Source organism: Amycolatopsis minnesotensis (assembly GCF_039529815.1).
Lineage (GTDB): Bacteria > Actinomycetota > Actinomycetes > Mycobacteriales > Pseudonocardiaceae > Amycolatopsis > Amycolatopsis minnesotensis.
This window is the reverse complement of the sequence record NZ_BAAANN010000013.1, coordinates 22,656-39,493: the sequence shown is the minus strand read 5'-3', so window position 1 is coordinate 39,493 and position 16,838 is coordinate 22,656. Positions and strand designations below refer to the sequence as shown.

At 70.2% G+C, this 16,838-nt stretch carries 13 protein-coding genes; 8 read left to right on the top strand and 5 right to left on the bottom strand.

The features are described 5' to 3' along the window. Positions 1–32: 32 nt before the first annotated feature. The 6 genes from ABD256_RS17605 to ABD256_RS17580 are packed head-to-tail and all read left to right on the top strand — an operon-like array spanning position 33 to position 7,853. A complete protein-coding gene (locus ABD256_RS17605) occupies positions 33–1,646 on the top strand; it encodes a thiamine pyrophosphate-binding protein (protein WP_344419326.1) in 1,614 nt (537 codons plus the stop codon). Further along, positions 1,643–3,685 carry a hydantoinase/oxoprolinase family protein gene (locus ABD256_RS17600; protein WP_344419323.1) on the top strand — a complete coding sequence of 681 codons (2,043 nt, stop codon included), beginning with the start codon at positions 1,643–1,645 and terminating at the stop codon, positions 3,683–3,685. The genes ABD256_RS17605 and ABD256_RS17600 overlap by 4 nt, the downstream gene beginning before the upstream one ends. After that, the gene (locus tag ABD256_RS17595) at positions 3,682–5,394 is read left to right on the top strand and encodes a hydantoinase B/oxoprolinase family protein (protein WP_344419320.1); all 1,713 of its coding nucleotides are present in this window, start codon (positions 3,682–3,684) and stop codon (positions 5,392–5,394) included. Before ABD256_RS17600 ends, ABD256_RS17595 begins: the two co-directional genes overlap by 4 nt. After that, positions 5,394–6,179: an SDR family NAD(P)-dependent oxidoreductase gene (locus ABD256_RS17590; RefSeq protein ID WP_344419318.1), complete on the top strand. Its 786-nt coding sequence runs from the start codon at positions 5,394–5,396 to the stop codon at positions 6,177–6,179. Before ABD256_RS17595 ends, ABD256_RS17590 begins: the two co-directional genes overlap by 1 nt. Before the next feature lie 10 nt (positions 6,180–6,189). Then, a complete protein-coding gene (locus tag ABD256_RS17585; RefSeq protein WP_344419315.1) occupies positions 6,190–6,882 on the top strand; it encodes a GntR family transcriptional regulator in 693 nt (230 codons plus the stop codon). Then, positions 6,879–7,853, top strand: coding sequence for an ornithine cyclodeaminase family protein (locus ABD256_RS17580; protein ID WP_344419312.1), 975 nt, complete (start codon positions 6,879–6,881; stop codon positions 7,851–7,853). The genes ABD256_RS17585 and ABD256_RS17580 overlap by 4 nt, the downstream gene beginning before the upstream one ends. Here the strand turns inward: ABD256_RS17580 and ABD256_RS17575 are convergent. Beyond that, a complete protein-coding gene (locus tag ABD256_RS17575) occupies positions 7,843–9,825 on the bottom strand; it encodes an NPCBM/NEW2 domain-containing protein (RefSeq protein ID WP_344419310.1) in 1,983 nt (660 codons plus the stop codon). The two genes, ABD256_RS17580 and ABD256_RS17575, sit on opposite strands and share 11 nt — an antisense overlap. Positions 9,826–9,977: 152 nt before the next feature. On the opposite strand from ABD256_RS17575, the gene ABD256_RS17570 reads away from it, so the two are divergent. After that, positions 9,978–11,165, top strand: a complete 1,188-nt coding sequence (locus ABD256_RS17570; RefSeq protein WP_344419308.1) for a CaiB/BaiF CoA transferase family protein — start codon at positions 9,978–9,980, stop codon at positions 11,163–11,165. On the opposite strand, the gene ABD256_RS17565 is transcribed toward ABD256_RS17570, so the two are convergent. Both ABD256_RS17565 and ABD256_RS17560 read right to left on the bottom strand, forming a co-directional pair. Continuing rightward, complete coding sequence (locus ABD256_RS17565; RefSeq protein WP_344419306.1) at positions 11,156–11,926, bottom strand: IclR family transcriptional regulator; 771 nt, start codon at positions 11,924–11,926, stop codon at positions 11,156–11,158. The genes ABD256_RS17570 and ABD256_RS17565 overlap by 10 nt on opposite strands. Positions 11,927–12,318: 392 nt before the next feature. Beyond that, the gene (locus ABD256_RS17560) at positions 12,319–13,035 is read right to left on the bottom strand and encodes a TetR/AcrR family transcriptional regulator (RefSeq protein ID WP_344419303.1); all 717 of its coding nucleotides are present in this window, start codon (positions 13,033–13,035) and stop codon (positions 12,319–12,321) included. Between the two features lie 89 nt (positions 13,036–13,124). On the opposite strand from ABD256_RS17560, the gene ABD256_RS17555 reads away from it, so the two are divergent. Further along, positions 13,125–14,648 (top strand): FAD-dependent monooxygenase, encoded by a 1,524-nt coding sequence (locus ABD256_RS17555; protein WP_344419300.1) that lies wholly within the window; start codon positions 13,125–13,127, stop codon positions 14,646–14,648. Positions 14,649–15,073: 425 nt separating this feature from the next. On the opposite strand, the gene ABD256_RS17550 is transcribed toward ABD256_RS17555, so the two are convergent. Continuing rightward, complete coding sequence (locus ABD256_RS17550; protein WP_344419297.1) at positions 15,074–16,330, bottom strand: HNH endonuclease signature motif containing protein; 1,257 nt, start codon at positions 16,328–16,330, stop codon at positions 15,074–15,076. Positions 16,331–16,424: 94 nt separating this feature from the next. After that, entirely contained in the window at positions 16,425–16,727 is a 303-nt protein-coding gene (locus tag ABD256_RS17545; RefSeq protein ID WP_344419294.1) for a hypothetical protein, read from the bottom strand. Positions 16,728–16,838 lie beyond the last annotated feature (111 nt).

Sequence of the window (16,838 nt, the reverse complement as noted above, 5' to 3'; positions counted from 1 at the left end):
GGATCGTTGAACGATTCGGTACCGTCTCCCCGGTGACGAAAACGGGTGCCGATCGGCTGGCGGACGCACTGGCGACGCTCGGGGTGGAGGTCGCCTTCGGGCTCCCCGGTGTGCACAACCTGCCGGTCTGGGAGGCGCTCGCCGGGCGAAGGCTGATCGGCGTCCGCCACGAGCAGACCGCCGGGTACGCCGCGGACGGGTACGCGAGGGCGACCGGGAAGCTCGGCGTCGCACTGGTGACCACCGGCCCGGGTGCGGCGAACACGCTCGGCGCCGTCGGCGAGGCGCAGGCTTCGGGATCGCCGGTGCTGGTGATCGCCACGGACATCCCGTCCACGCTGCGCAAACCCGGTGTGGTGCGCGGAGTCCTGCACGAGACGAGCGACCAGGCCGCGCTGTTCGAACCCGTGACGAAGGGGACGTTCACCGCCGGTACCGCCGACGAGATCGCGGCGGTGGTCCTCGAAGCGGCCGCGCTCGCGCTGCGCCCGCAGAGCGGCCCCGTCTACGTCGGCATCCCGACCGACCTGCTCCGGAAACCGGCGGGGGAGATCGGCGCGGTACCGGTACCGGAGCCGCTGCCCGTTCCGTCCGAAGTGGACATCCAGCGGGCACGGGAGTCGCTCGCGGCGGCCGAGCGCCCGCTCGTCTGGGCGGGCGGCGGCGCGTTGCGTGCGGGCGCGGGTGCCGAGATCGGCGCGCTCGCGGAGCGGCTCGGCGCGCCGGTCGTCACCACGTTCGCCGCGCGCGGGCTGCTCGGCCAGGCCCATCCGTGCCTGGCGCCGAATCCGGTGCACGCTCCCGAGGTCGGCGCGCTGTGGGACAGGGCCGACGTCGTGCTCGGGATCGGCACCGACTTCGACGGCCTGATGACGCAGAACTGGCTCATGCCGCCTCCGCCGAAGTTGCTCGTGGTGAACATCGACGCGGAGGACGCCGCGAAGAACTACCCGCCCGATCTCACGCTCGTCGGAGACGCTCGCGAGGTGACCGCGCGGCTCGCCGAAGGTCTGCCGAGAAAGGCGCCGCCGCCGCTCGACGACCTGAAAAGCCAGGTGCGGCACCGGATCGAGACCGAGGAACCGCAGGCGGCGGTCTTCCTCGACGCGCTCGCCGAACTGGACCCCGGCACGGTCGTGGTCGCCGACATGTGCGTCGCCGGGTACTGGGCGGGCGGGTTCCACCGCGTGCGCGAGCCGCGCACCTTCGTCTACCCGATGGGCTGGGGCACGCTCGGATTCGGCTTCCCCGCCTCGCTCGGCGCCGCCGCGTCGGGTGCCAGGACGGTGTGCGTCACCGGCGACGGCGGGTTCCTCTACGGCTGCGGCGATCTGGCCACGCTCGCGCAGGAGCGGCTGCCGCTGACCGTCCTCGTCGTCGACGACGGCGGCTACGGGATGCTGCGGTTCGACCAGGACCAGGAGGGCGTCGCCCATCGGGGCGTCGACCTGGACACCCCGGATTTCGTCGCGCTGGCGAGGAGTTTCGGCATCCCCGCCGGACGCGTCGAAGGGTTCGGCGCCGAGTTCCGTGCGAAGTGGACGGAGCTGACCGCCGCCGCCGGGCCGAACGTGCTGGTCGTCGGCGCGGCGCTGCGGCCGCCGGTGAACACCTCGCCCCGCTGGCACCGGAAGGGGGCCAAGTGAGGATCGGCGTCGACATCGGCGGCACGTTCACCGATCTGTGCGTGCTCGACGCGACGGGTGTGGTGGCCGTCGGCAAGGTGCTGACCACGCACGACGAGCCGGCCCGCGCGGTCGAAGAGGTCCTGCGCGCCACGCTGGCGGATGCCGGGCCGGTCACGCAGCTCGTGCACGGCACCACGCTGGTCACGAACGCGCTGATCGAGCGCAAGGGCTCGCGGACCGCGCTGCTGGCCACCGCGGGGTTCCGCGACGTGCTGCAGATGCGCCGAGAGCACCGGTACGAGCTGTACGACCTGCTGATCGAACTGCCGGAACCGCTGGTGCCGCGGCATCTCCGCTTCGACGTGCCGGAGCGGATACTGGCCGACGGCACCGTCGACACCCCGCTCGACGAGGAGTACGTGGCCAGGCTCGGCCGCGAGCTGGCCGTGCGCGGGATCGAGGCGGTCGCGGTCTGCTTCCTGCACGCGTTCACCGACGCCCGCCACGAACGCCGCGTCGCGGAGATCCTGCGCGAGGTCGCCCCCGGCCTGCGGGTCGCGCTCTCCAGCGAGGTCGTGCCCGAGATCCGGGAGTTCGAGCGCGCGTCGACGACGGCGGCGAACGTGTACGTACAGGACCTCACCGAGCGGTACCTGCGCGATCTCGAAAAACGGCTGCACCGCGCGGGAATCGGGCCCGCACCGCACATCATGCTGTCCAACGGCGGGATCGCGACCGTCGACACCGCCGCGCGCCACCCCATCCGGATCCTCGAATCCGGCCCGGCCGGTGGCGCCCTCGCGGCGGCCGCGTTCGGTGCGGGCGCGAGGGAAGCCGATCTCCTCGCGTTCGACATGGGCGGCACCACCGCGAAGCTGTGCATGATCTCCGGCGGCGCGCCGCTGGTGACGCACGAGTTCGAAATCGGGCGGGTGTACCGGCTGCTGCCCGGATCGGGGCTGCCGGTCAAGGTGCCGGTGACGGACATGATCGAGATCGGGGTCGGCGGCGGGTCGATCGCGCGCATCGACCCGCTGGGCCTGCTGACCGTCGGGCCCGATTCGGCGGGCTCCGAGCCGGGCCCGGTGTGCTACTCGCGCGGCGGCACCGAACCGACCGTGACCGACGCCGATCTCGTGCTGGGCTACCTCGATCCCGGCTACTTCCTCGGCGGCGCGATGAGCCTGGACGCGCGCGCGGCACGCGAGGCGATCCGCACCAGGATCGCCGTCCCGCTCGGGGTTTCCGTGGAGCAGGCGGCGTACGGCATCCACGCCAGCGTCGACGAGGACATGGCCAACGCGGCGCGCGTGCACGCGGTCGAGCGCGGGAAGAACCCCGCCGAACTGCCGATGTTCGCCTTCGGCGGAGCGGGGCCGGTGCACGGCGCCGGGGTGGCGAAGGCGCTCGGCGCACCGCGTGTCGTGGCCCCGCCCGCGGCCGGGGTGATGAGCGCGCTCGGGTTCCTCACCGCGCCGCTCGCCTTCGACTTCGTCCGGTCCGCGCGGTCCGGGGTGGACGACCTGACCGGATCGGCCGCCGAAGCCCTCTTCGCGGAGATGGAGGCCGAAGGCGAAGCGCTGCTCGCCGAGTCCGGTGTGGACAGTGCCGAAGTCCGGCACCGCAGGATCGCGGAGATGCGCTATACCGGGCAGGGGTACGAGATCAGGGTCGAGGTGCCCGAGGACACCGGTGACTGGCCGAAGCCGCTCGTGGCCGCGTTCACCCGCACCTATCGCGAGCTGTACCGGCGCACCGGCCCGGACGTGGGAGTCGAGGTGCTCAACTGGCGGGTGGTGTCGAGCGGACCGGCCCCGGAGGTGGCACTACGGGTGCACGGCGGGGAAACCGGCGAGGCGAAGAAGGGCACCAGGGCCGCCTACTTCCCCGAAGCGGGTGGATTTGTCGACACGCCGGTGTTCGACCGGTACGTGCTGCGCCCCGGCGACGGGTTCGGCGGCCCTGCCATCGTCGAAGAGCGGGAGTCCACTTTGGTCGTTCCGCCGGGTGCGCACTGCGTCGTCCGCGAGGACGCCAGCCTGGAGGTGACGGTATGACGGACCCGATACTGGTCGGCGTCGTGGGCAGCAGGCTGCATTCGATCCTCGCCGAACAGCAGAACGCGCTCGTCAACACCGCGTTTTCGTCCGTGGTAAGGGAATCGCTCGACCTCGCCTGCGCGGTGTTCGACTCGCGCGGCGAGATGATCGGCCAGTCCATCGGCGGCACCCCCGGGCACATCAACGCGATGGCCACCGGGATGCACCACTTCACCGCCGCCTACCCGCCGGAGCGGCTGGAACCCGGCGACGTCCTGCTGACCAACGACCCGTGGCAGACCGCGGGCCAGATCAACGACATCACCGTGGCGACCCCGGTGTTCGCGCGCGGCAGGCTGGTGGCGTGGTTCGCGTCCTGCTGCCACGCACCGGACATCGGCGGCAGGCTCGTCTCGGCCGAGGCGGGCGAGGTCTTCGAGGAGGGCCTTCGCCTGCCGATCATGAAGTTCCTGCGCGCCGGCGCGGTCAACGCCGATCTCGAACTGCTGATCAGGGCGAACGTGCGCACCCCGGAGGAGACGATCGGCGATCTGCACGCGCAGGTCACCGGAAACGAGGTGGGCGCGGCGAGCCTGGTCAGGCTGCTGGCCGAGTTCGGGCTCGAAACGCTCGACGACGTGGCGGCCGAGATCATGAACCGGTCCGAACGCGCGCTGCGGGACGCGCTCGCGCGGATCCCGGACGGCACCTACACCAACGAAATGCGCACCGACGGCTTCGGCGACGAGGAGGTCGTGCTGAGGGTGGCCGTCACGGTCGGCGGCGAAGACGTCCACGTCGACTTCACCGGCTCGTCGCCGCAGAGCAGGCACGGCATCAACGTGGTGCTGAACTACACGCGCGCGTACGCGTCGTTCGCGGTCAAGGCGGCTGTTTCCCCGCAGGTGCCGCACAACGCGGGTTCGTTCCGCCCGGTGCGCGTGACCGCGCCCGCGGGCTCGATCCTCAACTGCGCCGAGCCCGCACCGGTCGCCTCGCGGCACCTCATCGGGCACTTCCTGCCCTCGCTGCTGATCGGCGCGCTGCGGCACGCGGTGCCGGAGACCACCATGGCGGCGAGCGCGGACGCGCTGTGGATGCTGATCTGGCGCGGCACCGGCCCCGGCGGCGACTTCATGCTCAACGTGTTCCAGACCGGCGGGATCGGGGCGCGCGCGACCAAGGACGGGCTGGCCACCACGGGATTCCCGAGTGGACTGCGGTCGACCCCGGCCGAGGTGATCGAGACGATGGCGCCGCTGATCCAGCGAGAACGCGTGTTGCGCACGGACTCCGGGGGCCCTGGCCGCCGTCGCGGCGGGCTCGGCCAGTACACCAGGATGGCGGCACTGCCGGAGGTTTCCTGGAGCGTCAACGGGAACGTCGACCGGACGCGGTACCCGGCGTCCGGTGTGGACGGTGGACAGGACGGCGCGCCGGGCCGCTTCGGGCTGACCGGTGGCGAGGACCTGCCGCCGAAGCGCAGGGTGCCCCTCGCGGAAGGCGCGGAGGTCGACGTGGTGCTGCCGGGCGGCGGTGGCCTCGGCGACCCGAAGGAACGGGATCCGGCGGAGGTGCTCGCGGACGTCGTCGACGGGTACGTCTCCGTCGAAGCGGCGCGCGAGCGGTACGGCGTCGAGGTGCGGTACACCGGCGCACCGGAGGCACTCGTCCGGTTGCCGGGCGACTACGAGATCGTGCGGACGACCAGAGGAGAGGAAGACTGATGACGAGGTTGCGGGACAAGGTGGCGGTGGTCTTCGGCGGTGCCAGGGGGATCGGGCTGGCCACCGTCAAGGAGTTCCTCGCCGAGGGCGCGACGGTGTACGCGAGCGACATCCGCGAGCCGGCCGAGGAGATCGACGGGTACCGGCACTCCACAGTGGACGCCACCGACGAGTCGCAAGTGGACGCGTTCGTCCGCGAGGTCATCGCCGAGCAGGGCCGGATCGACGTGCTGTTCAACAACGTCGGCATCCATCTCGGCAAACCGCTCGCGGACACCACGCTCGCGGAGTTCGACAACATCTTCGCGCTCAACGTGCGCGCCGCGTTCCTCGGCACCCGCGCGGTGCTGCCGCACATGATCGAGCGCACGGCGGGCAGCATCGTCACCACCTCCTCCAACGGCGGCGTGATGGGCAGGCCGGGCGACCCGGTGTACAACGCGACGAAGCACGCGCTCGTCGGCATGATGAAGTCCGTCGCGGTCGCGCACGCGCACCAGGGGATCCGCGCCAACACGGTGAACCCCGGCGCGATCGACACCGACATGCTGCGCGGCACGCTCGCCTCGGCCGAGGAGTTCGAAGCGAAGCAGCACCAGCTCGTCGCCAGCACGCCCGCCGCGCGCGTCGGCGAGGCGTGGGAGGTCGCGAAGGCCGTGGTGTTCCTGGCCAGTGACGAATCGCGGTTCGTCAACGGGGTCGTGCTGCCGATCGACGGCGCGAAGGCGGCGGGCGCGATGCCGGGAAACCGGTACAGCCTCGACTTCGAACTCGGCGTCCGGTAGACGCAAGGGCATGGACACTGACGCCGCGGAGACACTGGCCGCCGACCGCGGGCTGCTGGCGCGCAGCGGTACCGCCGAACGGGTCGCGAGCATCCTGCGCAGGCGGATCACCGAGGGGGTGTTCCTGCCGGGCACCAGACTTTCCGAGCCCGCGCTCGGCGCCGCGCTCGGGGTGTCCCGCAACACCCTGCGCGAGGCGTTCCAGCTCCTCGCGCACGAACGGCTCACCGTGCACCAGCTCAACCGCGGGGTGTTCGTGCGCGAGCTGACCGCCGCCGACATCGCCGACCTGTACCGCACGCGGCGCGCGATCGAGTGCGCCGCGATCCGGCTGGCCGGGGAACTCCCGGCGGCGGACCTCGCCGCGGTCGCGCGGGCGGTCGCCGACGGCCGTGGCGGTGCCGCGCAGGGGAACTGGCGCGACGTCGGGACCGCGAGCATCCACTTCCACCAGGCGGTCGCCGATCTGGCCCGCAGCGAGCGGATCAGCGGCACCGCGCGGCAGGTGCTCGCCGAAACGCGGCTCTTCTTCGTGCTCACCGAACCCACCAGCGCGTTCTTCGCACCGTTCATCGAGCGGCACCAAGGAATTCTCACCGCATTGGAAAGCGGGGACCACGATGGTGCTGAGCGGCTGCTCGACGTCTACCTTCGTGAGGCCGAGGTGCAGCTGCTGGACGCCTACGAACGGAGGACGCGATGACCGCGCCACGATTCTTTTCCGCCGAAGAGGTCGACGCCGCGCTGGGAGTCGGTGTCGCGATCGAATCGCAGCGGAGGGCGTTCGTCGCGCTCGGCAGGGGTGACGCGGTGATGCCGCCGAAAACCGTCGTCGAAGGCGGCACCGACGGGTCGCTCGCGCTCACCTACTCGGCGAGGCTGTCGCCCGACAGCGGCCCGGTGTGCAAGTTCGTCAGCTTCAACCCCGGCAACGCCGCGCGGGGCCTGCCGAGCATCCACGGCCTGATCACCGTGCTGCACCCGGAGACGGGCGAGCCGGTCGCGGTGCTCGACGGTGCCGCGGTGACCACGAGCAGGACCTCGGCCGCCAGCGCGGTCGCCGCCGACGTGCTGGCCAAGCCCGACGCGGGGGACCTCGCCGTGATCGGCTGCGGTGCGCAGGGAAAGGCCCACGTGCGCGCGATCGCCGCGGTGCGCGGCCTGCGCCGGGTCCGGTTGTTCGGCAGGGACGAAGGCCGCCGGAGAGCGGCGGCGGCGGAGCTGAACGCCGAGTTCGGGTTCGCGGTCGAAGCCGTTCCGACGATCGGGCAAGCGGTCGAGGACGCCGATCTGGTCGCGCTGTGCACGGTCAGCGCGGAACCCGTGCTCCGCGCGTCCCAGCTCGCACCGGGGTGCACGGTGCTCGCGGTCGGCTCGTTCGAACCGCATCGCCGCGAGGCCGACCGGTCCGTGCTCGCGGCGGCCACCACCGTCACGGTCGACCACGCGCCGACCGCGATCGCGCACGCGGGCCCGGTCATCGACGCGCTGGCCGCCGGTGTGCTGCGCGAACAGGACATCGTGCAGCTCGGCGATGTCCTGCTCGGCAAGGCCACGGCACGCGTGCGCGACCGCGACATCGTGTTCTACAACAGCACGGGCGTCGGGGTGCAGGACGCCGCCGCCGCTTGGGCCGTCATCGAACACGCTGCCGCGCGCCCGGTCAGCAGGTGATCCGCGCGTCCGCCCAGTCGGCGTGATCGGAGTCGACGCCGTCACCGCCGTCGGTCACCGCCAGTTCGAGCACCCGGACCCCGGTGAGGTTCGCTTCGAGCGCCCGCGCGGGCTGCCCGGCGCGCAGGACGCCGGTCCCCGCGAGCCGCTTGCCGTCGCCGAGAACGCCGAAGGTCGCGCTGCCCTTGGCCTTCTCCATGTCCACCCCGGCCGCCGACGAGAACGACGTGCACTTCCCGCCGAGGTAGAACCGGACGCGTGACGGCGCGTGCACGCCGAGGCCGTCGTCGTAGACGGTGCCGCCGATGACCATCCGATGCCCGTCGCCCGCCTTGTCCTCGCCGTTGCTGGTGCCGCGTTCGACCGGCCCGTAACCGTTTTCCGCCGATACCCAAGCCGCCTTCGAGAGCGCGGTGACGCCGGGCGACGGCGCGGTCGCCACGGTCGCCGTGGTGGTGGCGTCCAGTTTCCGCGCACCCCACGCGGTCGCGTAGTGCGTCTGCGCGGTGAGCGCGATCTTCTCCCCGGCAGGCGCCTTCGGCCGCACGGTCCACGAACGCTGCCACGACTTCCCCGGTGCGACAACGGGGAAGAACGCGTCGGTCCGGCCGTCGACCGCCCAGCCGCCGGGCGCGGTGAGCCGCACGGATCCGGCCAGCAACGGGGTGGTGCCGTCGTTCGCCAGCGTCAGCGTCGTGGTGAACGGTTGTGCCCTGTCCGCGAATTCGGGGGCCTGCAAGGAAAGCGTGCCGTGCGGCGCCGCCTGCGGGACGCGCTGCGGCCACACCCGGTAGACCGCCGCGCCGTGCGGCGGGACGGCCGCGCGGATCGTGCCGGTGGTCTCGGATTCGGCGCCGCTCCACAGATCGCGCAGCCGGTAGTCCACCGCATGCCCCAGCCCGGCCTCGGCCGCGCCGCTCGTGATCGTCGTCGCCGTGCCACCCCGGTTGAACAGCACCACCGCCGCGGACCCGTCGGACATCGGCTTCGCCCACACCTCCGCGTCACCGTCGTCGCGGACCTTGTGCCCCTGCTTGCCGCCCCAGTCCTGGTCCACCGCGATCAGGTCGGCGTTGAGCAGGATCTTCTTCGTGGTCTCGTCCATCGAACGGAGGTCGTTGCCCGCGATCAGAGGCGCGTTCAGCAGCGCCCACAACGCGAAGTGCGCGCGGTACTCGTCCGTCGTCATGCCGCCGTTGCCGACTTCGAGCATGTCCGGGTCGTTCCACGCGGACGGGCCCGAGTACGCCTCGAGGCCGGCCTGCCGGTCGAGGATGCCGGTCATGCTCGACCAGTTGTCGCTGATGTCGCCGGTGGTGCGCCACAGTTGCGCGCCGACGTCACGGCCCCATTCCCACGGCTTGTTCTCGCCCCATTCGCACAGCGCGTAGACGATCGGCCTGCCGGTGGCCTTCAGCGCGTCGCCCATCGCGCGGTACCGCTCGATCGCGGGCCTGCCCTGGTTGTTGCAGTTATCGTACTTGAGGTAGTCGACGCCCCAGTCCGCAAACGATTGCGCGTCGTCCTTTTCGTGGTCGAGCGCGCCGGGCATGGTGTCCGCGCAGGTCCGCGTGCCCGCGCTGGTGTAGATGCCGAGTTTGAGGCCCTTGCCGTGGACGTAGTCCGCCAGCGCCTTGATACCGCTGGGGAAGTGCTTCGCGCTCGGCACCAGCCTTCCCGCCGCGTCGCGGTCGGATTCGGCCCAGCAGTCGTCCAGGTTGAGGTACCGGTAGCCGGCGTCGCGGAGACCGGAGCCCACCATCGCGTCGGCGGTTTCCCGGATGAGCTGTTCGTTGATGTTGCATCCGAACTTGTTCCAGCTGTTCCAGGCCATCGGCGGTGACGAGCCGAGTGGCTCGGTCGATGGTGCCGGAGTGCCTGGTGGCGCGGGCACGGTCGTGGCGAGCGCGGGGGCGGTGAAGGCGGTGGCCGCAGCGGTGGCGGCGGCCAGGACTGCGGCGAAGCGGCGCATGAACCCTCCAGAGCGTGCTGCTTTGCACGAATTTGCACAAACTCACTCAACAATCAACACGATCGCGCGTCAGCGGTCAATGCTCCGTCCGGTCTAACGACGCTCACGGCGACCAATAGCCTGGGAGGCAGCCGAGAAGTGAAGGAGGGCGGATGCGACCGCTCGAAGGCCTGCGGGTGCTCGACCTGTCCCGCATCCTCGCCGGGCCGTACTGCACGCAGTACCTCGGCGAGATGGGTGCCGACGTGATCAAGGTCGAACCGCCGGGGCACGGCGACGACACCCGCATGTGGGGCCCGCCGTTCGTCGGGGAAACCGGCGAGGCGGTCTACTTCCTCGCGGCCAACCGGAACAAGCGCGGCATCGTGCTCGACCTCAAGAGCGAGCGCGGGCGGGACGCGGTGCGCAGGCTCGTCGCCGGATCCGACGTGCTGGTGGAGAACTTCCGGCCGGGCACGCTGGAGAAGTGGGGCCTCGGCTACGCGGAGCTGTCCGAGCTGAACCCGCGCCTGATCCACGTGTCCATCACCGGGTTCGGGCAGACCGGCCGGTACCGCGACCGACCTGGCTACGACCTCGTCGCGCAGGCGATGGGCGGCGTGATGGGCCTGACCGGTGAGCCCGACGGCGCACCGGCGAAGGTCGGCCTCCCCGTCGCCGACCTGAACGCGGGCACCTGGGCGATCATCGGGGTGCTCATGGCGTTGCAGGCACGGCACACCACCGGCAGGGGCCAGTACCTCGATGTGTCCCTTTTGGACTCACAACTGGCATGGCACGTTTACGCGGCAGGCGCGTACTTCTACGACGCGCCGCGTCCGGAGCGGATGGGGTCCGCGCATCCCAGCATCGTGCCGTACCAGGCATACGGGGCTTCCGACGGCTGGATCATCATCGCGGTGGGCAGCGAGAAGCTGTGGCACCGGTTCTGCGACGTGCTCGGCCTGACCATCGCCGACGATCCGCGGTTCCGCACCAACGCCAGCCGCGCGGCGCACCGCGAACAGCTCAACAAGATGATCGACGCCGTGCTGTGCCGGAAACCGGCGGCCGAATGGCTCGATCTGTTCGAGGCGGCGAGCATCCCGGCGAGCCCGATCGCGACGATCGACGAGGTCTACACCGATCCGTGGGCCGCCGAACGCGACCAGATCGTCGAGCTGCCGCACGCGGGGGTGGGCACCTACCGCGGCACCGGCTTCCCGGTGAAGGCCTCCGGCACCCCGGCCGCGCCCACCTCGGCACCGCCGCTGCTCGGCGAGCACACCGCGGAGGTGCTCGCCGAACTGGGCTACTCCGCCGAGGAGATCGCGGAATTCACCGCGGGGGATCAGGGGTAGGACGAGACCGCGGAATGCACGCGCGCCGCGGTCACCTGCAACGTGGTCACCGCGATGCGCTTCGCCTCGTCGGTGAGCCGTGCCGACGGTGCGGCCATGGTCAGCACGCTCGGCCGGTGCCCGGAATAGGGCACCGGCACCGAGCAGGCCCAGACGCCGTCGGGTGCTTCGTCCGCGCTGAGCGCGTACCGGTTGAGTGCCGCGCGCTGGATCTCGTCGCGATAAGCCGGGCCCTGCCGCAATGCGATGCTCGAAACGATCCGCTCGCGCTCATATTCGGGCAAGATCGCCAGCAGCATCTTCCCGGAGGCGCCTCTGCCGAGCGCCATCGAATGACCCGCGGTGAACACCGGGCGGACGCCGGGATCGTTTTCCACCAGTTCGGCGCACACCGCGGTGTCACCGAATTGCTGGAACAGCATGATCGACTCGTGGAGCTTCCGCGCCGCCTCTTCCATCGCGGGCCTGGCGAGCCTGGTGAGGTCATTCGCCTGCTGCGCCGCCCTGGCCAGCGGCATCACCTGCGACGTCACCCGATAGCGGCCCGCTCTGCCTTCTTCGAGCAGCTGGAGTTCCTTGAGGAGTGCGACATAGCGGTACGTGGTGGCGACCGGTGTCCCGATGAGCGTGGCCAGTTCGGCGACGCTCGACTCCGCCCGCCCTTCGGTGAACGACAGCAGCAGTTGCAACACCTTTCGCGAGCTGCTCGCACCCGCGGTACGCCGGGGCTGCGACGTGGCGGAATGGGCGGCAGACGACATCCTGGGCTCCCCCGTAGCGGCACGAATCATTTCACGTCTCTGTGGAGAAAATAAATTAGCACAGTTGGGCCGACCGGTGGAGTCTCGATGGCGTCTCGACTCCATTTCACAATATCGGACCGGTGGCTGTCACTTTCCGTATGTGGTCTGGACCATGGGATGTATCCGATCGGATTAGCCAGAATTTAGCGGCCCGCCAATTACCCGAATAATTGTTTCGAGATGCCCGCGTTGGTTGTCAGTTCGTCACGAGCGGGTCTTGTCGATCGTCGGGGCTGGTCATCACGGGTGTCTTGCGGTAAAAGCCGCGGTATTCATCGCGGATGCCCGAATTGTGCGCCGGGGATGGCGAGTGAGGTTTGCCTATCCGTTGTACCGGCGGCGCGGCGCCGTCAGCCGGGAAGGTTCGCTTCGATGCCGTCGAGGAGGCGCTCGATGCCGACGGTGAACCGGGTGTCGCCGGGGGCCCGGTGCGGGATGCTCGCCTCGATCATCACCTTGGCGAGCAGCGGGTACCGGCCGGCGGTGAGCACCGAGTCGCCGTAGCTGCCCTGCGCGGCCATCCACTGCTCGTCGGTGAGGCCGGATCGGCGGCGTGCCTGCTCGTCGGCGAGGTCCATCGAGGCCGCGCCGTGCGCGAACATGGTCGCCACGCCGATCAGCGTGAGCATTTCGTCCGGGTCGGCCGTCGCGCCTTCGACCGTGCTGAGCAGGTACTCCATCCAGCGAAGCCCGTTCGGGCCGAGTGAGGGCCTGCTGCTCCCGGCCGCCGCGAGCCACGGGCGGCGGCGGAGCAGGTCGTAGCACAGCCCGGCGGCGGCGCGGAGATCGGCTCGCCATTTCCCGGTGAGCGCGGGCGGGTCCACTTCGCCGAGCGCGGCGTCCGACATCAGGTCGATCAGCTCGCTCTTGTCGGTGACGTACCGGTACAGCGAGGTGACACCCGAGCCGAGTTCCGCGGCCACCCGGCGCATCGTGACCGCGTCGAGGCCCTCCGAGTCGGCGACGCGCAGAGCCGCTGCCGCCAGTTCGTCCCGGGTGTGCGCCGGTTTCGGCCCGCGGGACCCGCGCTCGGGCCGGGCCCAGATCACCGGGTGTTCGTCGGGCACCGGACCTCCGCTCGTAATTGCGAACAGCGTACTTGGTTGCTAGCCTCCGACCGATACCAGGAACGATGTTCGCGGTTTAAGGGGGAGTCGTGGTCTTCGACGTGGTGGTGGCTGGAGCCGGTCCGGTCGGGCTCGTGCTCGCGGCGGAGCTGCGGCTGGGCGGTGTTTCGGTGCTGGTGCTCGAACGGGATCCGGATCGGGTGAACCCGCTCAAACAGGGTTCGATGGGCGCGCGCGGCTTGAACCTGCCCAGCGTGTTCGCGTTCCACCGCCGGGGGCTGCTGCCCGCGGTACGGAGCGCGGCGCTGATGTGGGCGGGGGACGAGCCGCCTCCCGCCGCCGGGGGCGGTGCCGGAGAGTCCGAAGAGGACGAGTTCCTCGGCGGGGGGTTCATCGGCCACTTTTCCGGTATCCCGATCAGGATCGACCGGGTCGACTGGGCAGATCCCGACCTCGCGTCGAACGGGCTCGGCGGCGGGGTGATCGCGCAGCAGGACCTCTTGGACATCCTGCTGGCGCGGGCGCGCGAACTGGGCGTCGAAATCCGCTTCGACGTCTCGGTGACCGGGTTCGCCGAAGAAGGCGGCGAGGTGCGCGTCGAGGCTGGCGGCTCGCAGGTGTCCGCGCGCTGGCTCGTCGGCTGCGACGGCGGGCGCAGTACCGTCCGTCGTCTCGCCGGTTTCGACTTTCCCGGCACCGCACCGGAAATGGTCGGCCGAGCGGCCATTGTGGACCTGGACGACCCTGCACAACTGTCCACTGGAGACTGGGTCGAGAGCGAGCGGGGAAGCTACGTCGTCGGTGGCTGGCAGGAAGGCCCGTCCCCGAGGGTGCACACGGTGGAGTACGGGGGCGGTGAGGTGGACCGCTCCGCCCCGGTCACCGTCGAAGAGATGCAGGCGAGCCTGCGCCGGGTCAGCGGCACCGACGTGGCCATCACGAAAATGCACCTCGGCACCAGGTACACCGACAACACCCGCCAGGCGAGCACCTACCGCAAGGGCCGGGTGCTGATCGCGGGCGACGCGGCCCACGTGCACTCGCCTGCCGGTGCGCAGGGACTGAACCTCGGACTCGGCGACGCGATGAACCTGGGCTGGAAGCTCGCCGCCGTGGCAAGAAAACTCGCCCCGGAGTCCCTTGTGGACACCTACACCGCCGAACGCCACCCGATCGGCGCAGGCGTGCAACTGTGGAGCAGCGCGCAGAGCGCACTGGGCCGCAGGGACGAGCGGACCGCCGCCCTGCGCTCCGTGGTGGAAGACCTGCTGGACACCACCGCGGGCGCGACCTACGTGGTAAAACGGATCTTCGGCGTCGGCCAGCGCTACGCCCCGCCAGGTGACCTCCCGTTCGTCGGCGCACTGGCACCCGACCTGGACCTGACCGACGGCTCGAAGCTGAGCGACCACGGCCGATCGGGCGAAGCGCTGGTGCTCGGCCCCGTGCCCGTCAGCGAGGGCTGGGAAGGCCGGGTGGTGTCGCTCGTGTCGCGGGACCACCCGGAGGTCGGTGCGCTCGTGCGGCCGGACGGGTACGTGGCCTGGGCATCCGCGTCGCCTTCTCCGGGCGAATTGGACGCCGCGCTCACGCGTTGGCTCGGTAGGCCGTGACCGGTCGATTTCGCTTCTTTGTTCCTCGAGCGTCACTCGCGTGTTTTGGTGGCACGGTGAGGGTTTCCGGCACGCCTTCGGCGCGCCGAGGGCAACTGCCGCCCTCGGTGCGGGTCGCGTCGTGGGTCACCAGCGTGGCGGTGTGGTGAGCACGGCCGGATCACCCGGTCAGGTTGCCGCAGGTGTCACTGCCTGGCTGGGCTGTGGCGGTCGTCGTTGGTTGAGCCTGAATAGGGTTCGTCGTGTACGGGCTTCGTTCGGGCGGCGCGGCGGATGCCCCTTCAGGCCCGGAAGCCGAGGGCGACGTGGAAGTACGTGGCAGGGGCGATCGATCTATTGTGGACACAATGGATCGATCGCCGGGCCCGCGCATACGGGGTATTGGGCGAGTGAGTGTTCCCGCAGGGGCGGGGCGGGGGTTCCGGTTAGGCGGCGCGGGGTTGGGCGGTGTGGATGGTGTTGGTTCTGGGTCTTCGCCAGGGATCGAGGAACGCTGGTGGGGTGAATTCGGGGTGGCCGTTGACCATGCGGAGTGTCCAGTCGCTGTTGTGCAGCAGGCGGTGGTGGTAGCCGCATAGCAGTACGAGGTTACCCAGGTCGGTCTTGCCACCGGCGTGCCACGGCAGCACGTGGTGCGCTTCGCAGTGTCTCGGTTTGCGGGTACATCCGGGGAAGGCGCATCCGCAGTCACGGATGGCGAGCATGTATCGGATCGCTTCGGTGACCAGGCGTTTGGCTCGTCCCATTTCCAGGGGCTGTCCCTCACCGTCGAGGATGGCGGGGATGATTTTGCAGTCGCAGGCGAGGATGCGGGCTTCGCTGGCGGTGATGTCGGTGACCATGTCCAGGCAAGCCTTGCCGAGCTTCGCTTTGAGGTCGTTCAGGGTGATGGTGACGATGAGGTCCGCGCGGGTGCCGCTGCGGTTGGGGGAGTCGGGGTGGCTGGCGGCGAGGGTGACCATTTCCAGGAACGCGTCCCCGTTGCGCTCAGCCTGCCCGCGCACCAAAGGATTGTCACTCGGATCGTCCTTACGAGCCGCCGCGAGCGGTTCCAGCAAGGCAAGGGTCTTCGCCCCGGAGATCGGATCGAGGTAGCCATCGAACTTGACGGAGCCGTCTTTGCGGGTGTGCCACCGCATCGACCGCGCCGGTTCAGGAGTGTCACGGGGTTCCGCGCCATCGGGATCAAGCGTGTCCCGTAGCCGTTGGCATCCTTGGGCAAGCTCGGACATACCGGCGTTGCGGGCGAGGTCGACCAGAGTCTTCTCGGTCCTCTCCCGCTCCTGCGTCGACACGGTGGCCGGGATGGACCGCAGGGCCGCCAGGATCGCGTCCGCGTGCTGCGCCGAGATCGCACCCTCCGCCGCCGCCTCCCCGGTCAACGGCGCGGCTGCCGGAATCTCCACGCCACCGACACCGTGGCTGGGGTTGAGCGCGATCGCCCGCGCGACCATCTTCCGCACCGCCGCCGACGAGGTCCGCGCGATCTCCGCCACCAACGCCGTCGTGGACGCATACCCCAGTTCGCGGGAGCCGCCGTTGTCGAGGTCGGCGATGATCCGGTAGACCCGCGATTCCTGCTGCCACAAGGACATCAACTCGTCCCGCAGCGCGGCGGCTTTCTCACGCGAGGTGAGTTGCCACAGCTCCCGCTGCGGTACAAGGGAAGAAGTCTCGGACACCCCGCCATTCTACCGTGCCCGCACACGTAATCGAACGCACGATCGAGTGAAACGGTCAGGTGGTTACTCGGGCTGTTGTGAGTTTTGTTGGCAGCTAAGGGTTCCCGGTGATGGCGTTGCGGGGTTCGGTGAGGATGTGGATGTCGTTCCTGGGCGAGGGTTGAGCTGTGGGCGCGAACGCGGAGCCGCGTCGGATGCGCCAACTGCCGGAGATTTCGAGCTGGACTTCGATCATGCGCAGGTCGCGTTCGGCCTGGTTGCCGGTGAACGGGACCGTGAGGTCATGGGCGAAATCACAGGGTGTCGTGCTGGTAGTCGCGCAAGCGCTTGTTTCCAGGGCAGCGATCGCGAACCGTGGCCAGCCGTGTTCGAGGTGGGTTTCGCTCGCGGCGATCAACTCGCGCAGATGGCTGTCCGAATCGCCATCGTGACAGGCCCGATCGGGTCAGCAGATCCACCACCTGCCAACGTGTCACACCAACCTTGTCACCTTCACGCAGCCCCGTGC